Below are 19,255 nucleotides of genomic sequence, written 5' to 3'. Positions count from 1 at the left end.
CAGAGGAGTACGAGGCTCTCTACTACGCTCAACACCAACCCAGCGAACCCGCCGGAATCAACCGTTGAGGTCTCCATCAAAGTCGGGGCGGTTCATTCAGCTAAATCGGTCGATATATCCAGCCTGCAGCGTGTTGACTGGCCGACACGCTGAGCGACCCCGTGGCAACGGGGATCGTGGCGGGCTGCTGGTCGGCAAGCCCGTCGACATCCTCCGTTCGGCACGGTTGAGACTGACGCCCGGGTCAAGATCGCCGTCCTGGCCGTATGAGTCGGTTCGATTGGTGTCGATGAATGCCTCAGGGTGTTTCTTATAGCGCTGTGTCCGGAATTCTCTCTCCCGTTGTATCGGCCCGTGTCGACGTGTGCCGGGCTGTGGCACGTACACACGAGCAATTACCGAGCAACCGCGCGTTCGTGAGTATCGGCATTATGTGCCGATACTCACGGCCGATCGGACCCGTACGAGCAGCTACCGAGCAGCCGATGAGCCCGCCGGTGGGCCCGTCGGTTCCTGCCGGTGGGCCGCGGCGCCGACGGGCTGCCGATCGGCGCGCAGGTCGCTGCCGCCTATGGGTCGTTCGCTTCGGATGGCTGCTTCTTGTCGGGTCGCGGTGAGGAATGCCTGGCGGAGTTGGTCTTGCCGTGCAGCTTCGAGGTTTCCGGGGTGGAGGCGTCGGGGGTTGCTGTGGTGCTGGTAGAGATGCCAGCAGGTGTCGATGCCGTGGAGAAGGTTCTCGAGCAGATCTGGGGCGGGCCGGGCGGGGTCGATTGAGGTGAGTGGTAAATGGATGGTGTCAGGGCTGAGGTCGAGTTCGGAGTGGTCGGCGCGGGCGGCCTGGATGAGTTCTTGGGCGGCGGTGATGCGGTGTTGAACGTCAAGGATGCCGCGCAAGTAGCCGTCGACGATGTGCAGGGCGTTGCGGATCAGGGGCATGACCACGTGCCGGGCGCGGGCGCCGGCAGTGATGGCGGTGGCGATGTCGGCGAGGCTTTCGATGGCGAGGGGTTTGTCGGACTGCTCGGCGCCGGCGACGACTTGGATCGGGTGCATGCCGTTGTGTTGGGCGGTGATGGTTACGGCGGCGTAGAACCAGTGGGCAGCGGCGATGGCGGCTGCGGTGGGATCCATGTCGGCGAGGAGGGTCTGGTTGCCGAAGGGATTGTCGTGCAGCAGGCGGTCGGCTTGGTAGATCTGCAGGGGTGAGGCGTCTTCGCGGCTGAGGGTGACGGTTTGCTGTGCCCGTTCGGACAGGTCGCCGCGTTCGGCTTGTTCGATGGCGGCCCGTTCGGCGGCGACGTCGGTGGTGACGTGCGTGGTGAGCTGAGAGGTGTTGAGCATGTGCAGGATACGGGCAACGGCGTGGGCGGCTTGCTCGATCTTGGTGCTGCGCGGCTGGTTGGTGGGTCGCTTGGTGGCGATCAGGGCGGGGAGGACTATGGCGAACGCGTCGCGTCCCGGGGCTGTGGGGGCCGTGCCGGTCGGCAGCGGTGGCGGGGTGGGTGTACAAGCGCCAGCAGATGTGCGACAGGCGGGTCAGCTCCGCGGCGAGTTGGCGGGTGTTCTGGTGGAGTTGGTCGTGGGTAAAGCGGGTCACGACGCTGGCGGTGTCGCCGATGCCGGTGCTCCAATGCGCGACAAGCGTGTTGTGGGCACGGTCGATGGCATACCGAGTCACGAAGACCTCTTCAGGGAAAAGGGGAGGTCAGAGAGTGAGGGCCATGCTCGGGCCAGTTGTTGGCCATGCCTAGGATGCTGGATCTGCCGCTCGCGTGAAGCCTTTTTGACGTTGTCGCGAGTCCCTGATCAGCGCTTTTGCTGGCTGATGCGGCATAATTCCTTCTCGACCGCCGGTGGCGGCGCGGCGTGGCACGGGATCATCGGCTCCTGAGCGCCGCGGCGGTACGGGCAAGATCGGTCCTTACGCCTCTCCGTCTCCTGTAGCTGATCGCGCTCCGAGCGTGCGGCTGGCTGGTGCTGCTGGGCCGAAGTGGGGAATGAGGAAAGAACACGTCGCGGCGCACCATCGGGGTCTGCGCGAGCTTGACCGGCGGGACGGCGAGGGCCAGGTTGCTGGGGATCGAAACACCTGGAACATTCCCTACATCGAGTGGCAGGGCCGGCGGTGGGCCGAATCCAGCCAGGCTTCCAGGCTGAACACCGCCGACCCTGTCCCGCTCGGAAAGGCAGCTCCACGGCGTTGGCCGGTTCGCTGCGGCGGCTGGAGCCGTCCTCGGGCCTGAGTGGCGGGTCGGCTCCGCCCGGGGTGCCTACGCCCAGGGTGAGGCGACGACCCAGCTCACGTCGTCGGCCCATGACGTCGCACTGTCGAAGGTGTTCGATCCGCCCTCGCCACCGATGTAGACGATGTTGTTGTAGTGACGCAGGAAGCGGTTCGGGAAGTTGAAGGAAGCTGTCGCTGGCCCGCGTGTGGCGAGTCGCCCCGGTCATGGGCTCGCCTCGTCCGCGTAGCGGCTCAGGCGCTGCGCGGCCGTCTCCAGGTCGGCGGCGGCCGCCGCGCAGGCGGCGAGGTGGGCGGTCACCGATGCGTGCAGCCAGTGCGGTGCCCCGCCGCCGTCCTTCAGCCCTGCCTCGATCGCGCGCAGGCGCTCGGCGCAGGCGGCGAGGGCGCGGGCGTCCGAACGCAGGACTTCGGCGTGGGCGATGATCGCGGCGATCCGGGCGGGCATGGCTCCTCCGTCAGGCGGGCGGCACCGGGACTGCGGCGTCCCGGAGCGTCTGGCGGGTGGTGGCCGACAGGCACAGCAGCGGGCGGGCGCCGTCGAGACCCAGCTCGCGGAGCTGGTCGGCCAGCGGGTGGGTCGACTGTGGCTCGACGACCAGCCGCAGTGACGGCGCCGGGTGCAGCCGGGCCTGCCCGCGGGTCCGTACGCAGGACCGCAGCACGGCACCGGCCTCGCGTGTGTAGCCGACCAGGCCGGGATCGCTCAGGGGCAGTCCCGGACCGAGCCGTCCACGCAGAGTGAGGACCTGGCCGACGGTGACGTGGGCGGACCGGGTGCCGAGCCGGAGTTCCAGGGGCGTCAGGTACGTCGCGCCGCCCCACAGCCGCGGGCCGAGGGCGCGTACGATCGTGGTGTCGACCGCGGAGCCGACGAGGAAGCTGCCGGAGCGGCGCAGGTCCGCCGCCCGCAGCAGGTCAGGCCAGACGGAAAGCCCCAGGAGGTCGGACCAGACGGGAAGCCTCAGCAGGTCGGACCAGGCGGGAGAACGGGAGCGTCGACGGAACGGGCCGGGTACGACGACGCCGACATGCAACTCCCCGTAGCCGCCCGCACTGGTGTGCCGGTTCCAGGCGGCGTGCACGGCGACCAGCGCACGACCCGCCACCTGTACGGCGGGACCGAGCCCCGTGCCCTCCAGCAGGCCGGCCGCCGCTGTCGGGCACGCGGCGAAGTACCCCGTGAGCGCGTTGCCGTTGCGGCATCTGATCGGCAGTTCGACGGTTCCCTCGGGACAGTCCACGGTGCGGGTCGGCACGGTCAGGAAGGGGAACTCCTCCGGGTCGGGCGGGCGGTCGAACAGCAGGTACGCCTGGGAACGCACGACCTGCCCCCGGAAGGGTGTCAGCCGCTCGTCGATGAGATCGCGAGCCTCGGGCAGGTCGTCGGCGATGTTGGCGAGGTAGTGCTCGATACTGTGGCAGCGCGGGAACAGGTGGGTGGAATCGCCGTAATCGACCACGTACCAGCCGGGGCGCGGGTCGAAGCAGGTGCCGGCGCCCTGCCCGTCGAGGGTCGGGATGATGTCGTGCTGGTTGGTGACGCTGGCCACCCAGGTGCGCGGGTCGGCGGGGCGTTTGAAGTCGACCGGCGAGCCGACGGCGACGGCGTGGGTGACCGTGTGACGGGCGCAGAAGTCGGGGTCCTGCGCCAGGTTCATGATCGCCGCCCCGCCCGCGCTGTGCCCGACGAGCGCCAGCTCGGCGCCCGGAGGCAGCCCGTAGTCGGCGACGGCCTCGGCCAGGGCGCGGCTGTAGGGGCTGCCGGCCAGGACGGCGCTGCTGAACGCGCCGAGCAGGTCCTGGGGCGATTCGCCGTCGGGGCGTCCGACTCGCATGCCCGGCGCCTGGAGGACGTGGCGGATCACACCGTCGGGTCCTTCGACGCTCTGGACGAGGGCCCGTCCGGTGGTGCCGATCGTGCTGATGTTGCCCAGGAAGCCGAGCAGCGACCCCCGCGTGCACAGCCGGGCCGACTCGGCCGCGGCCAGCTCGATCCGGCGCGCGGCGCCTTCCCCGGTGTCGAGGACGGCGATGGCCCTGTTGCTCATGCCGGTGATCGGATCGGCGGTGGCGAAGCCCTTTCCCGTAGCGATGAGCCAGGCGGTGGCGTCGTTGAGCGGGTTCTCGTCCAGCAGCGCGCGCAGCGCGAGAACCTCGCCGAAGACCGGGGCGAGCTGGCTGAGCGCGCGCACCGCACCACGGTCCTTGAGCAGGGCGCGCAGGGCCCGGACGGCCTCCAGATCGCGGTCGGCGGCGGCCGCGTCGATGAGCCGGGCGAGCATGGGGTCCCCGGTCAGCTCGGGGTGAGCGACCGCCACTGCTGCCACGCGCAACCGCAGCGACGTGGCCAGCACGCGTACGGCCAGACTCTCGGCCCCCAGCATGGCACCGGCCTTGGCGGCCACGGTGGCCAGCCGGCCGCCGGTCAACGCGCACCCGAGGCCCTGACCGTTCGTCGTGGCCCGTAGCAGCGCGCGGTAGGCGGGCCCGGCCGCCGAGGGAGCGTGCGGCAGGGCACGCAGCAGCGCGTCGTCGGTGAGCGCGGCCGTGGCGTGAGCCGCCGCGTCCTGGATCGTGAGCGCGATGTCCACCAGCTCGCGGGCCGCGGCGCGCAGCGGCCCGGCGGCCGGATCGTTCTCCCCGGTCATGACCGGGTCCGCCGGGACATACTGACGAGGCGGGGGCTCGGGTCCTCCGGCGTGTTGCGGCGCAGCACGTCCGACAGCGTGCGCGTGGCCGCGATGACCCGCACGCCCTCCGGGGAGAAGGTGGCGGCGTTGAAGATCCGCGGAGCCAGCAGCGGGTTGGTGAGCGCCTGGGAGAAGGCGTCGATAGCGATGATCTTGGTCAGCAGCGGAGGCAGGATCGCGGCGGGGGATCCGGGTTCCTCGGCGAACAGCCCGACGTACAGGTCGACGTCGTCCACGTCGCGGTAGAGCTCGCGCAGCGCGCCGCTGACCCGCCGATCGCTGGAGATCTGCTCGAAGGCACGCACTCTGGGGAAGCGGCAGTGCTCGCGGTAGCTGTTGTATGGGGCCAGGCCGAGCGCCCGGGAGTCGGCGATGCTGGCCACGTCGATCTCGCGCAGGACGGGGTCGGTGTTGAACAGGCCGATGCGGCCGGCCCGCTGGCGGGAGGCGTCCTCGAACAGCCGCCCGAGGCCGGGGCCGGGGATCAGCGCGCTGCCGAAAAAGGTTTGGGCCATCGGCAGCTCGCGCCCGCCCACCGACAGGTGGGACGGGATCAGGCTGTGCCAGCGGTAGACGAGGTTGAACTCCACCGAGGCCCAGTTCTGCCGGTGCCAGGGCGCGTGGTCCAGCCGCGCCGACAGCCGCGGGTCCAGGGCGAACCGGAAGTGGTAGGGGGTGATGTGGTTGATGTACTCCTCGACGACCAGTTTGATCAGCAGCACGATGAGGATGTTGCGGGCCGTCTGGAACAGCCGCTCGTCGTCCCAGCGCGGATGTTCCCGGGCGAGCAGCCGCGTCACCCTGTTGTGCTCGCGTAGGAACAGCACCGTGAGCATGGTGAAGCCGATCTGGCCGTTGCCCCGGTCGCTGCCGGTGGCGAACAGCGTGTCGCGTTGCTCGTCGGAGAGCCGGTCGAAGCGGATGACGCTCAGCGGGGCGAACTCCGGCTTGATCTTGCCGTTCTCGCACAGGTAGGGCGGGAACTCGCCGCCGTTGATGAGCTGGCTCTTGAGCAGCCCGCCGTCGAACGTGCGCAGTGCGGCCGTCGCCGCCTCGTCGAGGCCGTACACCTGGTTCAGGTCGATGTGATGGTTGGAGCTGTTCTTGCGCGGGTCGCGCGGGATGTTGGTGTCGCCGCGCAGGAAACCGTCGGTGAACCATTGGGCGAAGTACGCGAAAAGCACCGTGGAGCGCGGGCAGGGGATCATGGACTCGCCGCGGGTGAACAGGCCGCCGGCGCTCTCGGGAGTGGGACGGTTTCCCTCGGCGACGGGGACCGGGGGCAGGTGCCTGCCGCTGTAGGTGCGGTCGGTCAAGGAGGCCCACGAGGTGTAGTCGGCCATGGTGCTCAACGGCTCGGGACGCGGCGGCATCTCGCGGATCGCATGGTCGATCAGCGAGGCGTTGATCCGGCGCCGGACCGGCTGGCTTCTCTGTACGAGGTCCCAGAACGGCCGGCCGTTGGTCAGTGCCAGGAACCTGAGCCGGTTGGCGAGACCATCCGTGGCGATGCTGCGTGCGCGTGCTCGGCTCGCCGCCATCGTCAGCCTTCCCACCCGTCGATGCCGAGCCGCTCTTCGGCGGCGGCCCTTCCCTCGGTGCCGAGCCCGAGGGCGAAGGTGTCGGGGAAGATCCCGAGTGTCCGCTCGACGCGGCCCGCCGGTGGCGGGAGCGGACGCACGCCGGGACGCAGCAGCAGGCGGCGTACGGTCTCGGCGATCACCGCGCCGGCCAGGTGCACTCCGAGGCAGGCGTGATGACCGGAGCCGAAGAACAGCTGATGGTGGCGAGGGCGGCCGAGGCGGAACTCGTCGGGCTCCGGCACCACGGCCGCGTCGAACATGGCGGAGGCCGGCGCCGCGAGCACGAACGTGCCCGCGGGGATCACCGTGCTGCGCGGGGTGCCGGCGGCCAGGACATGGTCGCGCTCGCACAGCCGGGGAAGCAGCTTGAAGAACGGGCTGAACCGCAGTGCCTCCCAGACGTACGGATCGAACCGTTCGGGATCTCCGGCGACGGCCGCGGCCTCCGCGAGCACCCGCGGGCGCAGCAGGAGTTGCTCGACCGCCTCGACCATGGCCCCCGGCGCGCTCTCCACGAAGCCCAGCGGCAGCCCGGCCATGTTGATCACGATGCGGTCGTCGGTCACGTCGGCCCCGGCGGGCAGGGAAAAGCGGACGAGGCGGGCGAAGACGTCGTCGGGGAGGTCCCGTCCGGCCCGCAGCGTGGCCCGGTGCTCGGCGAGGCGGTCTCGAAGGTATCCGACCAGCTCGGTGCCCGCTCTGACGGACGCGGCCTGGATCTCCGGATCTCCGAGGAAGTTGGCGAAGCCGTCGGCGACGATGGCCCGCGTCCACCGGCCCAGGGTCTGCGGATCGGGGCCGGGAACGCCGAAATACCGCGCGCACACGCCGAGGGCGACAGGGCGGAACAGCCCGTTGACCGCTTCGAGGCGCCCGTCGGGCCAGGCGGCGTCGAGCAGTTCGTCGGCGAGGCAGCCGGCCAGCTCGCGCACGCCGGCCGCGTCCCGCGGGTCGAGCATGAGCTGCATCAGGCCCTTTTCCCGCCAGTTCATCGGCGTGGCGTCCCTGCCCAGCATGAACGGGGCGCCCAGCGCGGCGTCGAGGCGCGGACCGAAGGCACGTACCGAGAAGACCTGCTCGTGGGAGAGCACCTCGGTGACGTCGGCGAAGCGGGTCACGACCGTGAAGGCGGGTGTGACGAAGATGGGGCGCCGCTCGCGCAGCTCGGCGAACAGGCTCCGCCAGTCGGTACGCATCCACTCCCGGACCAGGCTGAACGCGGACATCGGGTCCCTGGCCAGCGCCTCGTCGTATCTCTCCAGATGGCCGCCCGTGGTCTCCTGATCGACAGCACCCATTCTGTGGACCTTCCGCCTGATGTCGGAGCGCACAACGATGATCACGTTGTGCAATCACAATCTAGGGATGCGTCGCGCCTTTCCTTCATGACAACCGAGTGCATTGTTTTGCTTCCCCACAGTAATTACTCCGTTACTGTCAGGACATTGCCGCACTCCATGGGCCTGGCCGTTGAATAAGGAGCCTGATCGTCCCGCACCGCTCATGGGAGGAAACGTGACGTCACCCATGCCGCAGCCGGGCACGGCGGAGACGGTGACGGTCACCACCGGCCGCCGCACCGCCTATCTGGTCGTCCTGGTCGTCCTGCCCGTGTTGCTGCTGGTCCTCGCGGTGCCGGCCGCCTGGGGCTGGGGCATCGGCCCCCGCGACCTCGTCATCGCGGTCGCGATGTACCTGGTGAGCATCTTCGGGATCGCCATCGGCTACCACCGCCTCTTCACCCACCGCGCCTTCAAGGCCAACCGGGCGCTACGGATCGCGCTCATGCTGGCCGGCGGCATGGCCGTCGAGGGCCCCCTCACGCTGTGGGCCGCCGAGCATCGCCGCCACCACAAGTACGCCGACCGCGAAGGCGACCCGCACTCGCCGTGGCGCTACGGCGACAGCGGCCTGGCACTGCTGCGCGGCATGCTGCACGCCCACATCGGCTGGTTCTACACGACCCATCACCGCTCCAGCCGCAGGCATTGGGTGCCGGACCTGCTGGCCGACCCGGACGTGCGGCGTGTCGACGCCGCCTACCCGGCGGTCGTTCTCATGTCGTTCGCGCTCCCGGCCGCCGCCGGCGGGCTGTGGTCGATGTCGTGGTCGGGCGCGTGGAGCGCGCTCCTGTGGGGCGGTCTGATCCGCTACGCCGTGGTGCACCACGTCACCTGGTCGGTGAACTCGATCGCCCACACCTTCGGCGACCGCCCGTTCCGCACCAGGGACCGTTCGTCCAACGTGTGGTGGGTGGCGATGCTGACGCTCGGCGAAGGCTGGCACAACTGGCACCATGTGGAGCCGACCTGCGCCCGGCACGGCGTGCTCAAGGGCCAGCTCGATCCCAGCGCGCGGCTGATCCGCTGGTTCGAGCGGGCCGGCTGGGCCCACGGCGTACGCTGGCCGAACCCCGACCGCCTGACGACCCACCGCACCGACCACAGTCCCGACCAGGGTGCCGACTCCCTGCGATGACACGGCGAGCCTGCCGCTGAGGTCCTGGAAGCGGCGTCGCGGAACCCATGCACAGCGCACGGCTTCCGGCTCGAAGAAGCCGGTCAGCCCCGAGCTCGGCTCCTCGCACACGGCCGTCTCCAGCTCACCTCGCCCGTGCGCAAGACGAGGTCGGTCGGGCGCGGCGTCTGACATTTTTCCGGCATCCGGCATAGTTCCGTGGGGCCCGCTCGTCCTTGGTGGGTGACATCAAGAGGAGGACGGGTGGATCCAGGCTTTGAGGCGGCTCTGCGGCAGTTCGTCATCGACAGGTCGAGCGCGCTGTTCCGTACGGCGTACCTGCTGACCGGCGACCGGCACGCCGCTGAGGACCTCGTCCAGTCGGCTCTGGCGAAGACGGCCGCGCGGTGGCGCGGCCTGCGCGACCCCGAGGCCATCGAGGGATACGTCCGCCGCACCATGTACCACGAGCAGGTGAGCTGGTGGCGCCGCCGGTCACGGGTCGTGGAGGTGAGCACGGACGAGCGGCTCGACCGGGCCGGCGAAGGGCACGCCGAGGTGGCGGACCTGCGCGTGACGATGCGCGCGGCGCTGTCCCGGCTGACGCCCCGGCAGCGGACCATGCTCGTCCTGCGCTATTTCGAGGACAAGTCGGAGACCGAGATCGCGCACCTGCTGGGCGTGCGGGTGGGCTCGGTCCGCAGCCAGATCTATCGATCGCTGGAGCGGCTGAAGAAGTCCGCCCCCGAACTGAGCACTGTGAGGGAGTTCCGTTGAACGTCGAGAACCTGCTGCGTGAGACCCTCGCCGACATGGCGGACGAGCAGGTGCCGCCGCCCCCGGCCCGCTTCCTCCCGCACCGTCCTGCCCGCCGGAGGGGCGCCGCCCTGGCGGCGGCGGTCACCGTCGTCGCCCTGGCCGTGGGCGGCACGATCGCCGTCAGGACCCTCTCACCCGAGGCGGGCCGGCCGGAGGCACCCGTGGCCGGGCGCCCCGAGCCGGAGCGGACGCGCAAGGTGACCATCAATGAGGGATGGCGGGTCGCCCGCCTGTTCGACGACCTCTCCCGGGTGACCGGCGAGCCCGCGCAGTCGTTCGCGCGGGCCGCCGAGGACGGCCGGGCACTGGGCCTGCCTCCGTACGCCAAGGGCAGGCTGGAGGGCTTCGCCCACCCCGGCACGTACAGCTTCGCCGACTCCGCCACCCCCGCCGAGATCCTGACCGCGATGGTGGCCCGGTTCCGCGAGACGGCGGACAAGCTCGGCCTGGCCTCCCGACGCGCCCCCTTGGACGTCGTCATCATCGCCAGCCTCGTCCAGGCCGAGTCGTCCACCGAGGCCGACATGCCGAAGGTGGCCCGCGTCATCCACAACCGCCTGGCCCGCGGCATGCTGCTGCAGCTCGACAGCACCGTCCGCTACGGCCTCGGCGGGTACCGCGGCGAGGTCACGATCAAGGACGTGAAGCTGCGCTCGCCGTACAACACCTACCGCCATCGCGGCCTGCCTCCGGGGCCCATCTCCAACCCCGGTGAGGCCGCGCTCAAGGCCGCCCTCCACCCGGCCGCGGGCTCCTGGCTCCATTTCGTGGTCACCGACCCGAAGCGCGGCACCTTGGGGTTCGCCACGTCCGAGAAGGAGTTCGCCGAGCTCGTCGCACGGGCGCGGCGGTCCGGTTAGCGCGTCGCGCGCCGGCGGAGCGGCGCAGAAGGGGGACTCTAGCTGGAGGCGAGCGAGCCGACCGTCACGCGCCACTGGCGCAGCTCGCGATCCTTGGTGACTTGGAGCTGTGTGTACGGGTCCTGGTCGACGAGCGCCTGCGCCGCGGTCTCGTCCTCGGCCCGCAGGACGATCATGCCGGCCGTCAGGTCCGTGTAAGGGCCGGCCGCGACGAGGCTGCCCTGCTCAAAGAGCTTGTTCAGGTGTGCGAGATGGTCCTCGCGGCGTTCCGCTCTCAGCGGGGTGTCGTTGTAGCCGTAGGTCAGGACGAACAGTGCCATGCCGAGACACTCCTTTTTCCGTTGGACGACCGGGACCGCCTGACGGCGCCGGTCGAAGCTCTCCGGAGCTCGCGGCCCGAGCCCCGGCAGTTCCAGGTCAGCCCTCCAGCCCGTACACCCGTCGTGCGTTGTCGGCGAAGATGCCGCGTTGGTCGGCGGGCGGGAGGTGGGCCAGTGCGTCCTTCCACGCGTCAACCAGCTGCGGCATGGTGGTCCAGATCTTCTCGACCGGGAAGTTGGTGCCGAACATGGCCCGGCCGGCGCCGAACCAGCCGATCACCTCGTCGGCGACGAAGGAGATGAAGTCGGGATCCACCCGGTGGACGAAGGTGCCCTGACCAGTGAGCTTGACGACGATGTTCTGCCGCTCGGCCAGCGCGGCCATCCCGGCCCGCCACGACTCGACGCACTCGAGCCCGATGAGCATGCCCGCGTGCACGAGGACGAAGGTGACGTCAGGGAAGGCCGCCGCCAGCTCGACCGCATCCGGCATCTGTTCGGGAAAGACCTGCAGCTCGAACAGCCAGCCGAGGTCGGCGAGCGCGCCGATGTTCTTGCGGAAGACCGGATCCTTCATACGGTCGGGCGCAGTGGCGAACCGGAACTCCGGGCGCTCGTGCCAGTGCAGCTGCTGACGGATCCCCCGGATCAGCGGTGTGAGCGCGGCCTGTCGTCGCATGGTGTCCGGAGCGCCCTCGTCGAACATGTCGGCCGATCCGATGACGGCCATCGGCCGGCCCGTCTCCTGATGGACCTCGTGAAGCCATCGCACCTCGTCCACGACCCGGTCGAGCGGCCAGTTCGTCTGCACGTAGACCGACTCGCTGATGCCTGAGGCCGCGGCGTCGGCGACGTACTCGTCGATCAGGTAGTCCCGCCTGATCGGCTCGTACGGGCCGAAGATCCGCGGCACCATCGGTCCGGACAGCCAAGGTAGGTCGCCGGCCCGCCAGATGTGGTGGTGCGAGTCGACGATGTCGCCCGAGTAGCGGGTCGCGTCCGACATGACATCACTCCTTGATCAAGGTCCCCACCTGCTCGTACGCGGTACGCAGGTCGCGTACGCCCGCGAGCGCGTCCACACTGCCGAGCACGGCCGACATGCCGCGGGTGACCGGCCGGTACGCCGGGTCGCAGGCGAGTGGCGACCACCACAGCAACCGGTGGCTCAGCAGCGACAACCGCCGTACGGCCGCCTGCATGGGCCGGCAGTCGCCGCGTTCCAGGCCATCGGAGAGCACGATCACCAGAGCGCCGCGTGCCACGGTGACATATCGGGCGTTGGCGAGGAACTCCTGGAGCGAGGCGCCGATCCGCGTCCCGCCCTCGGCGTCCAGGACGACGTCGCTCAACGAGGCGACGGCCGCGTCGACATGCCGTACGCGCAGCGGCTCGGTGACGCGGGTCAGCCGGGTGCCGAAGGTGAACACTTCGACGCGGTCGAGCCGCTCGACCACCGCATGGGCGAAGCGGAGGTAGTGGGCGCTGTGCTGCTTCATCGACCCGGACACGTCGATGAGCAGCAGCACACGGCGCTGCCGCCGCGGCCGGTTCCGCCGACGCAACGTGACGATCTCGCCGTGGCTGCGCCACGACTCACGGCAGATCCTGGCGACGTCGATCCACGGACCTCGCCGGGCGGGTCGCCGGCGGCGCGACCGGACCGTCGGCACCGCGCCGGGTAGTTCCCGCCGCAGCAGCGAGAGCACTGCCTGGTCGTCCTCGCTCGCCGGGCCGAACACCGGGCGTCTCTCGCGCTCCGAGGAGCTGGCCTTCAGGCCCGCCTCCCCGCCGAACGCCGCCGTGAGAGGAGCATCGTCTCCCTTCCCGCGCGGCGCGGGGGCCTCGTCGTCGGGGAACTCCTCATCGGGGATGCGCCTTGCCGCGACCTCCCCGAACCAGCGCTCGAACGTGGGGGAGTACACCTCCAGATCCTCGGGGGAGGTCGTGAGCGTGGCCGCCCCGATCCAGTAGAGGTGCGTGGCGTCGAGCGGGCCGACGGCCTCGATCGCTTGAAGGAAGACCCGCTGTTTGGGCACCGGCACGGGCAGGCCCTGATCGTGCAGGTCCCGCAGGAACCCGTGCACATGATCGCCGATACGCGCGACGAGGGACCGCTCAGTCACGGAACACCTCCGCGGCGTGGCGGCCGAGGAGTGCGAGATCCTCCTCGTGCTTGACCAGCAGCCCCGCGGACCGGCGCATCGCCTCCAGCCAGCTTGAACCCTCGCGGGCCAGCGTCTGCACGCCCCGGGCCCAGGAGACCGACTCCGCGATACCTGGCCGCTTCAGCAAGGCCAGTCCGCGGATCCGATGCACGGCGGTCACGAGGCGGGCCGCGCTGCTCTCGTCCAGGCCCGGCGCCTGCGCCCGGATGATCGCTCGTTCCCGTTCGGCGTCGGGGAAGGGGATCCAGTGGTAGAGACACCGGCGCTTGAGCGCATCGTGCAGTTCGCGGGTCCGGTTCGAGGTGAGGACGACGAACGGAACGCTCGCCGCCCTGATGGTGCCGATCTCCGGGATGGTGATCTGGAAGTCGCCGAGGAACTCCAGAAGAAAGGCCTCGAACTCGCTGTCCGCACGGTCGATCTCGTCGATCAGCAGCACCGCACCGGATGCCGCCCGCAGCGAGCGCAGCAACGGGCGCTGCAGCAGGAACTCCTCGCGGTACAGGTCGCCGACGCCGCGCCCCTCCACCTCGGCGGCCCGAAGGGACAGCAACTGCTTCGGGTAGTCCCACTCGTACAGGGCCTGGGAGGCGTCCAGCCCTTCGTAGCACTGCAGCCGGATCAGCTCGCGGTCGAGGACCCGGGACAGGACGTTCGCGACCTCGGTCTTGCCGACCCCCGGCTCACCCTCCAGCAGCAGCGGCAGCCCGAGCGTGCCTGCCAGGTGGATGGCGGTGAGCAAGCCCTCGTCGGCGAGGTAGCCCTCCGCGCCCAGCTGCCGATCCAGCGCGTCCTGATCAACCAGCACGGCCGGCCCGCAACTCGTCGAGTCCGCGCAGCACCTTCTCCGGGGTGAACGGCATGCTCGTCAGCCGTACGCCGACCGCGTCGTACACGGCGTTGGCGATCGCGGGGATCGGCGCGTTCGCCGTCATCTCGCCGATTCCCTTGGCCCCGAACGGCCCGTTGTCGGCGGGCCGTTCGAGGAACATGCTCGTCTGCGCCGGGATGTCGGCCGGGCCCGGCATCAGGTACTCCGCGAAATCGACCGGCCCGTGCTCGCGCGACTCCGGATAGTACGGCTCGGTCGACTCGAACAGGGCGTGTGACAGGCCCATCCAGGTGCCGCCCTCGACCTGCTGCGTCGCGAGGGCCGGGTTGAGCGCCCGGCCGATCTCGTAGGTGTTGTAGAGCCGCAGCACCTCGATCACGCCGGTCTCGTCGTCGACCGCGACCTCGGCCACGGTGCACGCGTGCGCCTGGCAGGAGTCCGGGTCCATCTCGCCGGTCTCTGGCACCGGGGTGCTCGGCTCCTTGAGGAAGATGCCCCGGCCGGAGATGGTCCGGCCCTGCCGGAAGTGCGCGGCGAGCGCGACGTCGCTGACGTGGATCTTCTTCTCCGACGATCCCTTGAGGCGGATGAAGCCCGTACCGTCGGCCTCCAGATCCTCCGCGTCGACCTCCAGTTCGTCGGCGGCGACCTGCAGCATGACATCCCTGGCCTCGCGTGCCGCCATGATCACGGCGTTGCCGACACGGTGGGTGCCGCGGCTGGCGAACGTCCCCATGCAGTGCGGGCCGGTGTCCGTGTCGGCGGTGTCGACGATGACGTTCTCGATCGGGATGCCGAGCGTCTCGGCGGCGCATTGGGCGACGACCGTCCGCAGCCCCTGGCCGAGGTCCACCGAGGAGAGCGTGACGACGAATCCGCCCATCGTGGTGGCGTGGACGAGTGCCTGCGACGGGTCGCCGCCGAGGTTCATCCCGGTCGGGTAGTTGACCGCCGCGTATCCGCGCCCGTGCCGTAACGCCATCGCTCAGCCCTCCGATCGCCCGGTCGACGGCTCTGTCGACGACATCGCCCGGTACTCCGGCGGAAGGTCGTGCCCCACCAGATCGGCGGCGCTCTTGATCACCTCGACCAGCGCCGTGCCGGACGCGATCTTGCGATGAGCTTTCATGTCGCCGTCCCGGTAGGCGTTCTTGAGCCGGAGCTGCAGCGGATCCATGTTCAGCTCCCGGGCGATGCGGTCCATGTGCGATTCCAGCGCGAAGTCGCCGATCGTGACGCCGAACCCGCGCATGGCGCTGGACGGCGTGCGGTTCGTGTAGACGCAGTAGCCGTCGACATGGACGTTCGGGATCGTGTACGGGCCGGGCATGTGCGCCGCCGCCTTGGTGGTGCCGTACGGGCTGTGCCGGGAGTACGCGCCCGCGTCCACGTAGAGCGTGATCTTGCGGGCGACGATCCGGCCGTCGTCCATGACGCCGTCCTTGATGTAGATGCGCTCGGCCGCGCGGGGGGACGACACCTGCATCTCCTCGGCGCGGCTGTAGACGTACTTGGCCGGTCGGCCGGTGAGCGTGGCGGCGATGCAGGCGAGCGGCTCGACGATGACGTCCACCTTGCCGCCGAAGCCGCCTCCCACGGTGCCCCCGACGACGCGCAGGCTGGTAGGCGGGACGCCGAGGATGAGCGCGGTGTTGTCGAGGGTGAAGAAGGCGGCCTGGGTGTTGGTGTGTATGCGCAGCCGGCCGTCGCCCTGAGGGACGACGATGCAGCCGGTCGGCTCGGTCGGCGCGTGTTCGATGGGCGAGGAGCTGTAGCGGCCCTCGACGATGCGGTCCGCCTCGGCGAAGCCTCGCTCGACGTCGCCGAAGCGGATCCGGCGGCAGTGATGTCCCTCGTACACGAAGTGGTTGGCGCCCGCCTGCTTGATGATCGGGGCGCCGTCGGCCAGCGCTTCCTCGACGTCGAGGACGGCGGGCAGGTCGGTGTAGTCGACCGCGACCCGGGCCGCGCCCGCGCGGGCGGCGTCCTCGGTCTCGGCGACCACGGCGACGATCGGCTCGCCCCGATAGAGGACCCGATCCTCGGCCAGCACCGGCTCGTCGTCGGGTCCCACGCCGATCAGCCGCAGTACGGTGTACCAGTTGTTCGGTACGTCCTCGTGGGTGATGACACGAAGCACGCCCGGGACCTCGAGGGCGCCGGAGACGTCGACCCGGTTGATGAGGGCGTGGTGCCGCGTGGACCGGTGGATCTTGACGTGCGTCATCTCCGGCAGCGCCATGTCCTCGAAGAAGATCGTGCGACCGGTGACGTGACCGCGGCCGTCCGTGCGCGGGACGGCGGAGCCGATGACGACGAAGTCGTCCGCACGCTCGCTCTTGAAGTACGCGGTCTCGATCGGGGTGACGCGCGCCATCAGACCTCGCCCTCCGCGTTCGCGAGCGGGGCGCCGCGGCGGCGTTCCGCGGCGGCGAGGACGGCGACTATGATCGGCTCGTATCCCGTGCAGCGGCAGACGTTGCCGCAGATCGCCTCGGTGACATCCTGACGGGTCGGATTCGGCTTCCGGTTGAGCAGGGCCGTGGCGGACATGATCATTCCAGGGGTGCAGAACCCGCATTGTGTCGCGAAGAGGTCGACGAACGCCTGCTGTACGTCGCCGAGCCGGTCGCCGTCGGCCACGCCCTCGATCGTCTCCACGGCAGAGCCGTCGATCGTCACGACGGGGATCAGGCACGAGACCACGGGCCTGCCGTCCAGCAGCACCGTGCAGCTGCCGCAGCCCCCTTGCGCGCAGCCGCGCTTGGCCCCCGTCAGCCCCATCGCTTCGCGCAGTGCGCTCAGCAGCGTCGTCGACGGCCGGGCGATCAGTTCCCGCTCGGTGCCGTTCAGCTTGAGCGTGACGATTGTCGAGGGCATGCGATCCCCTTTCAGGCCCCCAGCAGGGCGCGACGCAGGTGGACGGGGTAGACCCGAGCGCGGTACCAGCCGGAGGCGTAGGCGTCGTCGAACGGCTCGATGAGGTCGGCTCCGGCTGCCTGGGCGACGACTTCGGCGTTCAGCGGCGCGCCCAGCAGAACGCGCTCGGCGCCGACCGCACGTACCAGGCGCCGCGCCAGGCCGCCGAGCACGAGACGGATGTCGCTGACCAGGCCATCCTCGATCACGATCCGGGCCGCCACCGTCACGATGGATCCTGAGTTGAGCCGCCGCCGGCTCGCCTTGTAGAACCGGAACGTGTCCTTGGCCGGAGCGGTGAACCGGACGCGGGTCACCAGGTCGCCCGCCCGCAGGCCATCGGTGACGACTCGCTCGAGCGGCTCGCGGCGTGCGCCGCCGGCGCCGAGGACGTCCAGCTCCGCGTCCAGGGCCAGAAGAGCCGCCGCCAGATCACCGTACGGTTGCGGCACGAAAAGGTTGCCGGCCACTGTGGCGAGGCTGCGGACCGGCGGCGAGGCGATCGACCGCACACAGCCGGACAGGTAGCTCAACCGGTCGTCGTCCTCGATGTCCGCGAGAGTGGTGGCCGCGCCCAGGGCCACCGCGTCGCCTTCGACGTCGATGCCGGACAGTCCCGCCCTGCGCAGGCTGACCAGCCGCAGGTCGTCTCCGGCTTGATCGTTCAATCGGGCCAGCAGACAGGTGCCGCCGCCGAGGGGCACGGCCCCGGTCCGAAGTGCCGCATGAGCCGCTTCGGGGCTTTCGGGTGTCTGAACGGAGGTCAGCATGTGCACTCCAGTTATCGATATCGATAATTAACATACGTGGCATGATCTAAGAGTCAAGGGCCCTCCGGGCCCTCAACATCACAGGAGGTTTGTTGTCGGAACCCACGGGGAGCCCGTCCACCGTCCCGCGCTCCGCGCGACCGACCCTGAGCCGGCAGATCCGCGACGGTCTGCTGCAACGGATCGTCTCCGGCGAGCTCGGCGAGGGCGACCGGCTGATCGAGACGAAGATCGCCATCGAGTTCGGAACGAGCCAGGCACCGGTTCGGGAGGCGCTTCGGCAGCTCGAGGGCCTCGGCCTCATCGACAGCCGGCCTCGTCACGGCAGCCGGGTGCTTCCCTTCGCGGAGCAGACGATCCGCGAGGCGTACATCGTGCGGGCGGCCCTTGAGGAGACTGCGACGCGGCTCGCCATGCTGGCCGGAACCCTCCCCTTCGACCGGCTGGGGGAGGCGGTCGAGGAGATGTACCGCAACGCCCGGGACAACGACGTGCACGGCATCGGCCTGGCCAGCGCGCGGTTCCACCGGCACGTCGTGCAGGCCGGCGGCAACGTGCTGCTGACCCGCGCCTGGGAGGCGCTGCAGATCGAGGCGCGCACGGCCATCGCTCTCATGGTCACCAGGCCGAAACTCGAGCGGGTCGCCGATGAGCACCGCGAGCTGCTGGACGTCATGCGCGCCGGGGACGTCGAGGTGGCCTGCCGGCACGCCCGTGACCACCAGTGGGCCTACGCCGACACGCCGCACGACCCGTACGGGACCCCGAAACGTTAGGGGGTCAGCTCGGCGCGGGTATCGGCCGCGCCTCCGCCCGCGCGATACGCGCCTTGACGTCGCGGAAGTGCAGTCGCATCGCCTCCCGTGCGGCCTCGGCGTCCCGGGCGCGAAGCGCCGCCACGATCCGGCGGTGGTTGACCGCGATCTCCTCGGTCCGCTCCTCCGGCGGGCCGAGCGTCGGCTCGACCTCGTGGTAGACGTCCCAGAACAGGCCGATGAGCTGCAGCACCAGTTCGTTGCCGCACGAGTCGTACAGCAGCGCGTGGAACGCCCGATCGGCTTCCCGGTCCCGGTCCATGCCATTGGCCAGGGCCTCCAACGCGGCGAGCCGGGGGCCGCTGGTGCTCTGAGCCACCTGGCCGATCAGCCCGGTCTCGAGCAGCTCGCGGACCTCGACCAGATCGTGCAGCGCGCGGATCCCGCCCGGCCCCGAACGCACCCTGAAGGCGAACGACGGGGTCAGCGCGTCGAGCGACGCGTGCCCGACGAACGTCCCATGACCGTGCCGGATCTCGACGATGCCCAACGCCTGCAGGGCCCGCACGGCCTCGCGGACGCTGTTGCGGCTCGCCCCGAGCAGCTCCATCAATTGCACTTCGGTCGGCATCGGTGACCCGGGGGCCAGTCCGCGCTCGTGGATCAGGGAGACGATGCGCTCCTGAAGCGACGCGTCGTCACGTGCACGCATGCCACCTCCAGGCTCGTCGAAGACCTTGCCTCAAAACATCCCATCTCTCGGTGCCGGAAGGCCAGCCCGGGGTAGGAAAGTTTACGCCGGCGACACAGATGACCCACCGGACGGACATGGCCTGT

The 19,255-nt window shown here is 70.1% G+C and carries 18 protein-coding genes and 1 pseudogene; 4 read left to right on the top strand and 15 right to left on the bottom strand.

Annotated features, from left to right (window positions below):
- Positions 1-471 precede the first annotated feature (471 nt).
- The 6 genes and pseudogenes from ACIBI9_RS20845 to ACIBI9_RS20820 all read right to left on the bottom strand — a co-directional run bounded on the left by ACIBI9_RS20845 (position 472) and on the right by ACIBI9_RS20820 (position 7,816).
- Positions 472-1,341, bottom strand: a complete 870-nt coding sequence (locus ACIBI9_RS20845) for a hypothetical protein (RefSeq protein ID WP_397223785.1) — start codon at positions 1,339-1,341, stop codon at positions 472-474.
- Positions 1,342-2,270: 929 nt separating this feature from the next.
- Positions 2,271-2,408, bottom strand: a pseudogene (locus tag ACIBI9_RS20840) (AbfB domain-containing protein); the annotation flags it as partial.
- A 39-nt stretch (positions 2,409-2,447) separates the two neighbouring features.
- Complete coding sequence (locus ACIBI9_RS20835; protein WP_397223784.1) at positions 2,448-2,690, bottom strand: hypothetical protein; 243 nt, start codon at positions 2,688-2,690, stop codon at positions 2,448-2,450.
- Positions 2,691-2,700: 10 nt separating this feature from the next.
- Complete coding sequence (locus ACIBI9_RS20830) at positions 2,701-4,893, bottom strand: hypothetical protein (RefSeq protein ID WP_397223783.1); 2,193 nt, start codon at positions 4,891-4,893, stop codon at positions 2,701-2,703.
- Positions 4,890-6,476 (bottom strand): peroxidase family protein, encoded by a 1,587-nt coding sequence (locus tag ACIBI9_RS20825; RefSeq protein WP_397223782.1) that lies wholly within the window; start codon positions 6,474-6,476, stop codon positions 4,890-4,892. The genes ACIBI9_RS20830 and ACIBI9_RS20825 overlap by 4 nt, the downstream gene beginning before the upstream one ends.
- A gap of 2 nt (positions 6,477-6,478) precedes the next feature.
- The gene (locus ACIBI9_RS20820) at positions 6,479-7,816 is read right to left on the bottom strand and encodes a cytochrome P450 (RefSeq protein ID WP_397223781.1); all 1,338 of its coding nucleotides are present in this window, start codon (positions 7,814-7,816) and stop codon (positions 6,479-6,481) included.
- Between the two features lie 217 nt (positions 7,817-8,033).
- Between ACIBI9_RS20820 and ACIBI9_RS20815 the strand changes: the two genes are divergently transcribed.
- From ACIBI9_RS20815 to mltG, 3 genes are all read left to right on the top strand, one after another.
- Positions 8,034-8,996, top strand: coding sequence for an acyl-CoA desaturase (locus tag ACIBI9_RS20815; protein WP_397223780.1), 963 nt, complete (start codon positions 8,034-8,036; stop codon positions 8,994-8,996).
- A 243-nt stretch (positions 8,997-9,239) separates the two neighbouring features.
- Positions 9,240-9,752 carry a SigE family RNA polymerase sigma factor gene (locus ACIBI9_RS20810; protein ID WP_397223779.1) on the top strand — a complete coding sequence of 171 codons (513 nt, stop codon included), beginning with the start codon at positions 9,240-9,242 and terminating at the stop codon, positions 9,750-9,752.
- Positions 9,749-10,654: an endolytic transglycosylase MltG gene (gene mltG, locus ACIBI9_RS20805; protein ID WP_397223778.1), complete on the top strand. Its 906-nt coding sequence runs from the start codon at positions 9,749-9,751 to the stop codon at positions 10,652-10,654. Before ACIBI9_RS20810 ends, mltG begins: the two co-directional genes overlap by 4 nt.
- A gap of 38 nt (positions 10,655-10,692) precedes the next feature.
- Here mltG and ACIBI9_RS20800 read toward each other — a convergent pair whose 3' ends face one another.
- The 8 genes from ACIBI9_RS20800 to ACIBI9_RS20765 all read right to left on the bottom strand — a co-directional run bounded on the left by ACIBI9_RS20800 (position 10,693) and on the right by ACIBI9_RS20765 (position 17,663).
- Positions 10,693-10,974 (bottom strand): YciI family protein, encoded by a 282-nt coding sequence (locus tag ACIBI9_RS20800; protein ID WP_397223777.1) that lies wholly within the window; start codon positions 10,972-10,974, stop codon positions 10,693-10,695.
- Between the two features lie 97 nt (positions 10,975-11,071).
- Positions 11,072-11,980 carry an amidohydrolase family protein gene (locus ACIBI9_RS20795; RefSeq protein WP_397223776.1) on the bottom strand — a complete coding sequence of 303 codons (909 nt, stop codon included), beginning with the start codon at positions 11,978-11,980 and terminating at the stop codon, positions 11,072-11,074.
- A 4-nt stretch (positions 11,981-11,984) separates the two neighbouring features.
- Positions 11,985-13,100 carry a VWA domain-containing protein gene (locus ACIBI9_RS20790; RefSeq protein WP_397223775.1) on the bottom strand — a complete coding sequence of 372 codons (1,116 nt, stop codon included), beginning with the start codon at positions 13,098-13,100 and terminating at the stop codon, positions 11,985-11,987.
- Entirely contained in the window at positions 13,093-13,950 is an 858-nt protein-coding gene (locus ACIBI9_RS20785) for an AAA family ATPase (RefSeq protein ID WP_397223774.1), read from the bottom strand. The genes ACIBI9_RS20790 and ACIBI9_RS20785 overlap by 8 nt, the downstream gene beginning before the upstream one ends.
- A complete protein-coding gene (locus ACIBI9_RS20780) occupies positions 13,940-14,956 on the bottom strand; it encodes a xanthine dehydrogenase family protein molybdopterin-binding subunit (RefSeq protein ID WP_397223773.1) in 1,017 nt (338 codons plus the stop codon). Before ACIBI9_RS20780 ends, ACIBI9_RS20785 begins: the two co-directional genes overlap by 11 nt.
- Before the next feature lie 3 nt (positions 14,957-14,959).
- Complete coding sequence (locus ACIBI9_RS20775; protein WP_397223772.1) at positions 14,960-16,351, bottom strand: xanthine dehydrogenase family protein molybdopterin-binding subunit; 1,392 nt, start codon at positions 16,349-16,351, stop codon at positions 14,960-14,962.
- Positions 16,351-16,854 (bottom strand): (2Fe-2S)-binding protein, encoded by a 504-nt coding sequence (locus tag ACIBI9_RS20770; RefSeq protein WP_397223771.1) that lies wholly within the window; start codon positions 16,852-16,854, stop codon positions 16,351-16,353. The genes ACIBI9_RS20775 and ACIBI9_RS20770 overlap by 1 nt, the downstream gene beginning before the upstream one ends.
- An 11-nt stretch (positions 16,855-16,865) precedes the next feature.
- Positions 16,866-17,663 (bottom strand): FAD binding domain-containing protein, encoded by a 798-nt coding sequence (locus ACIBI9_RS20765; protein WP_397223770.1) that lies wholly within the window; start codon positions 17,661-17,663, stop codon positions 16,866-16,868.
- Positions 17,664-17,755: 92 nt separating this feature from the next.
- Here ACIBI9_RS20765 and ACIBI9_RS20760 point away from each other — a divergent pair, with 92 nt between their 5' ends.
- Positions 17,756-18,439 carry a GntR family transcriptional regulator gene (locus ACIBI9_RS20760; protein ID WP_397223769.1) on the top strand — a complete coding sequence of 228 codons (684 nt, stop codon included), beginning with the start codon at positions 17,756-17,758 and terminating at the stop codon, positions 18,437-18,439.
- A gap of 4 nt (positions 18,440-18,443) precedes the next feature.
- On the opposite strand, the gene ACIBI9_RS20755 is transcribed toward ACIBI9_RS20760, so the two are convergent.
- Positions 18,444-19,130 (bottom strand): FadR/GntR family transcriptional regulator, encoded by a 687-nt coding sequence (locus ACIBI9_RS20755; protein ID WP_397223768.1) that lies wholly within the window; start codon positions 19,128-19,130, stop codon positions 18,444-18,446.
- Between the last annotated feature and the right edge of the window lie 125 nt (positions 19,131-19,255).

This window comes from Nonomuraea sp. NPDC050451 (genome assembly GCF_044458585.1).
This window is presented reverse-complemented; position numbering and strand designations above follow the sequence as displayed.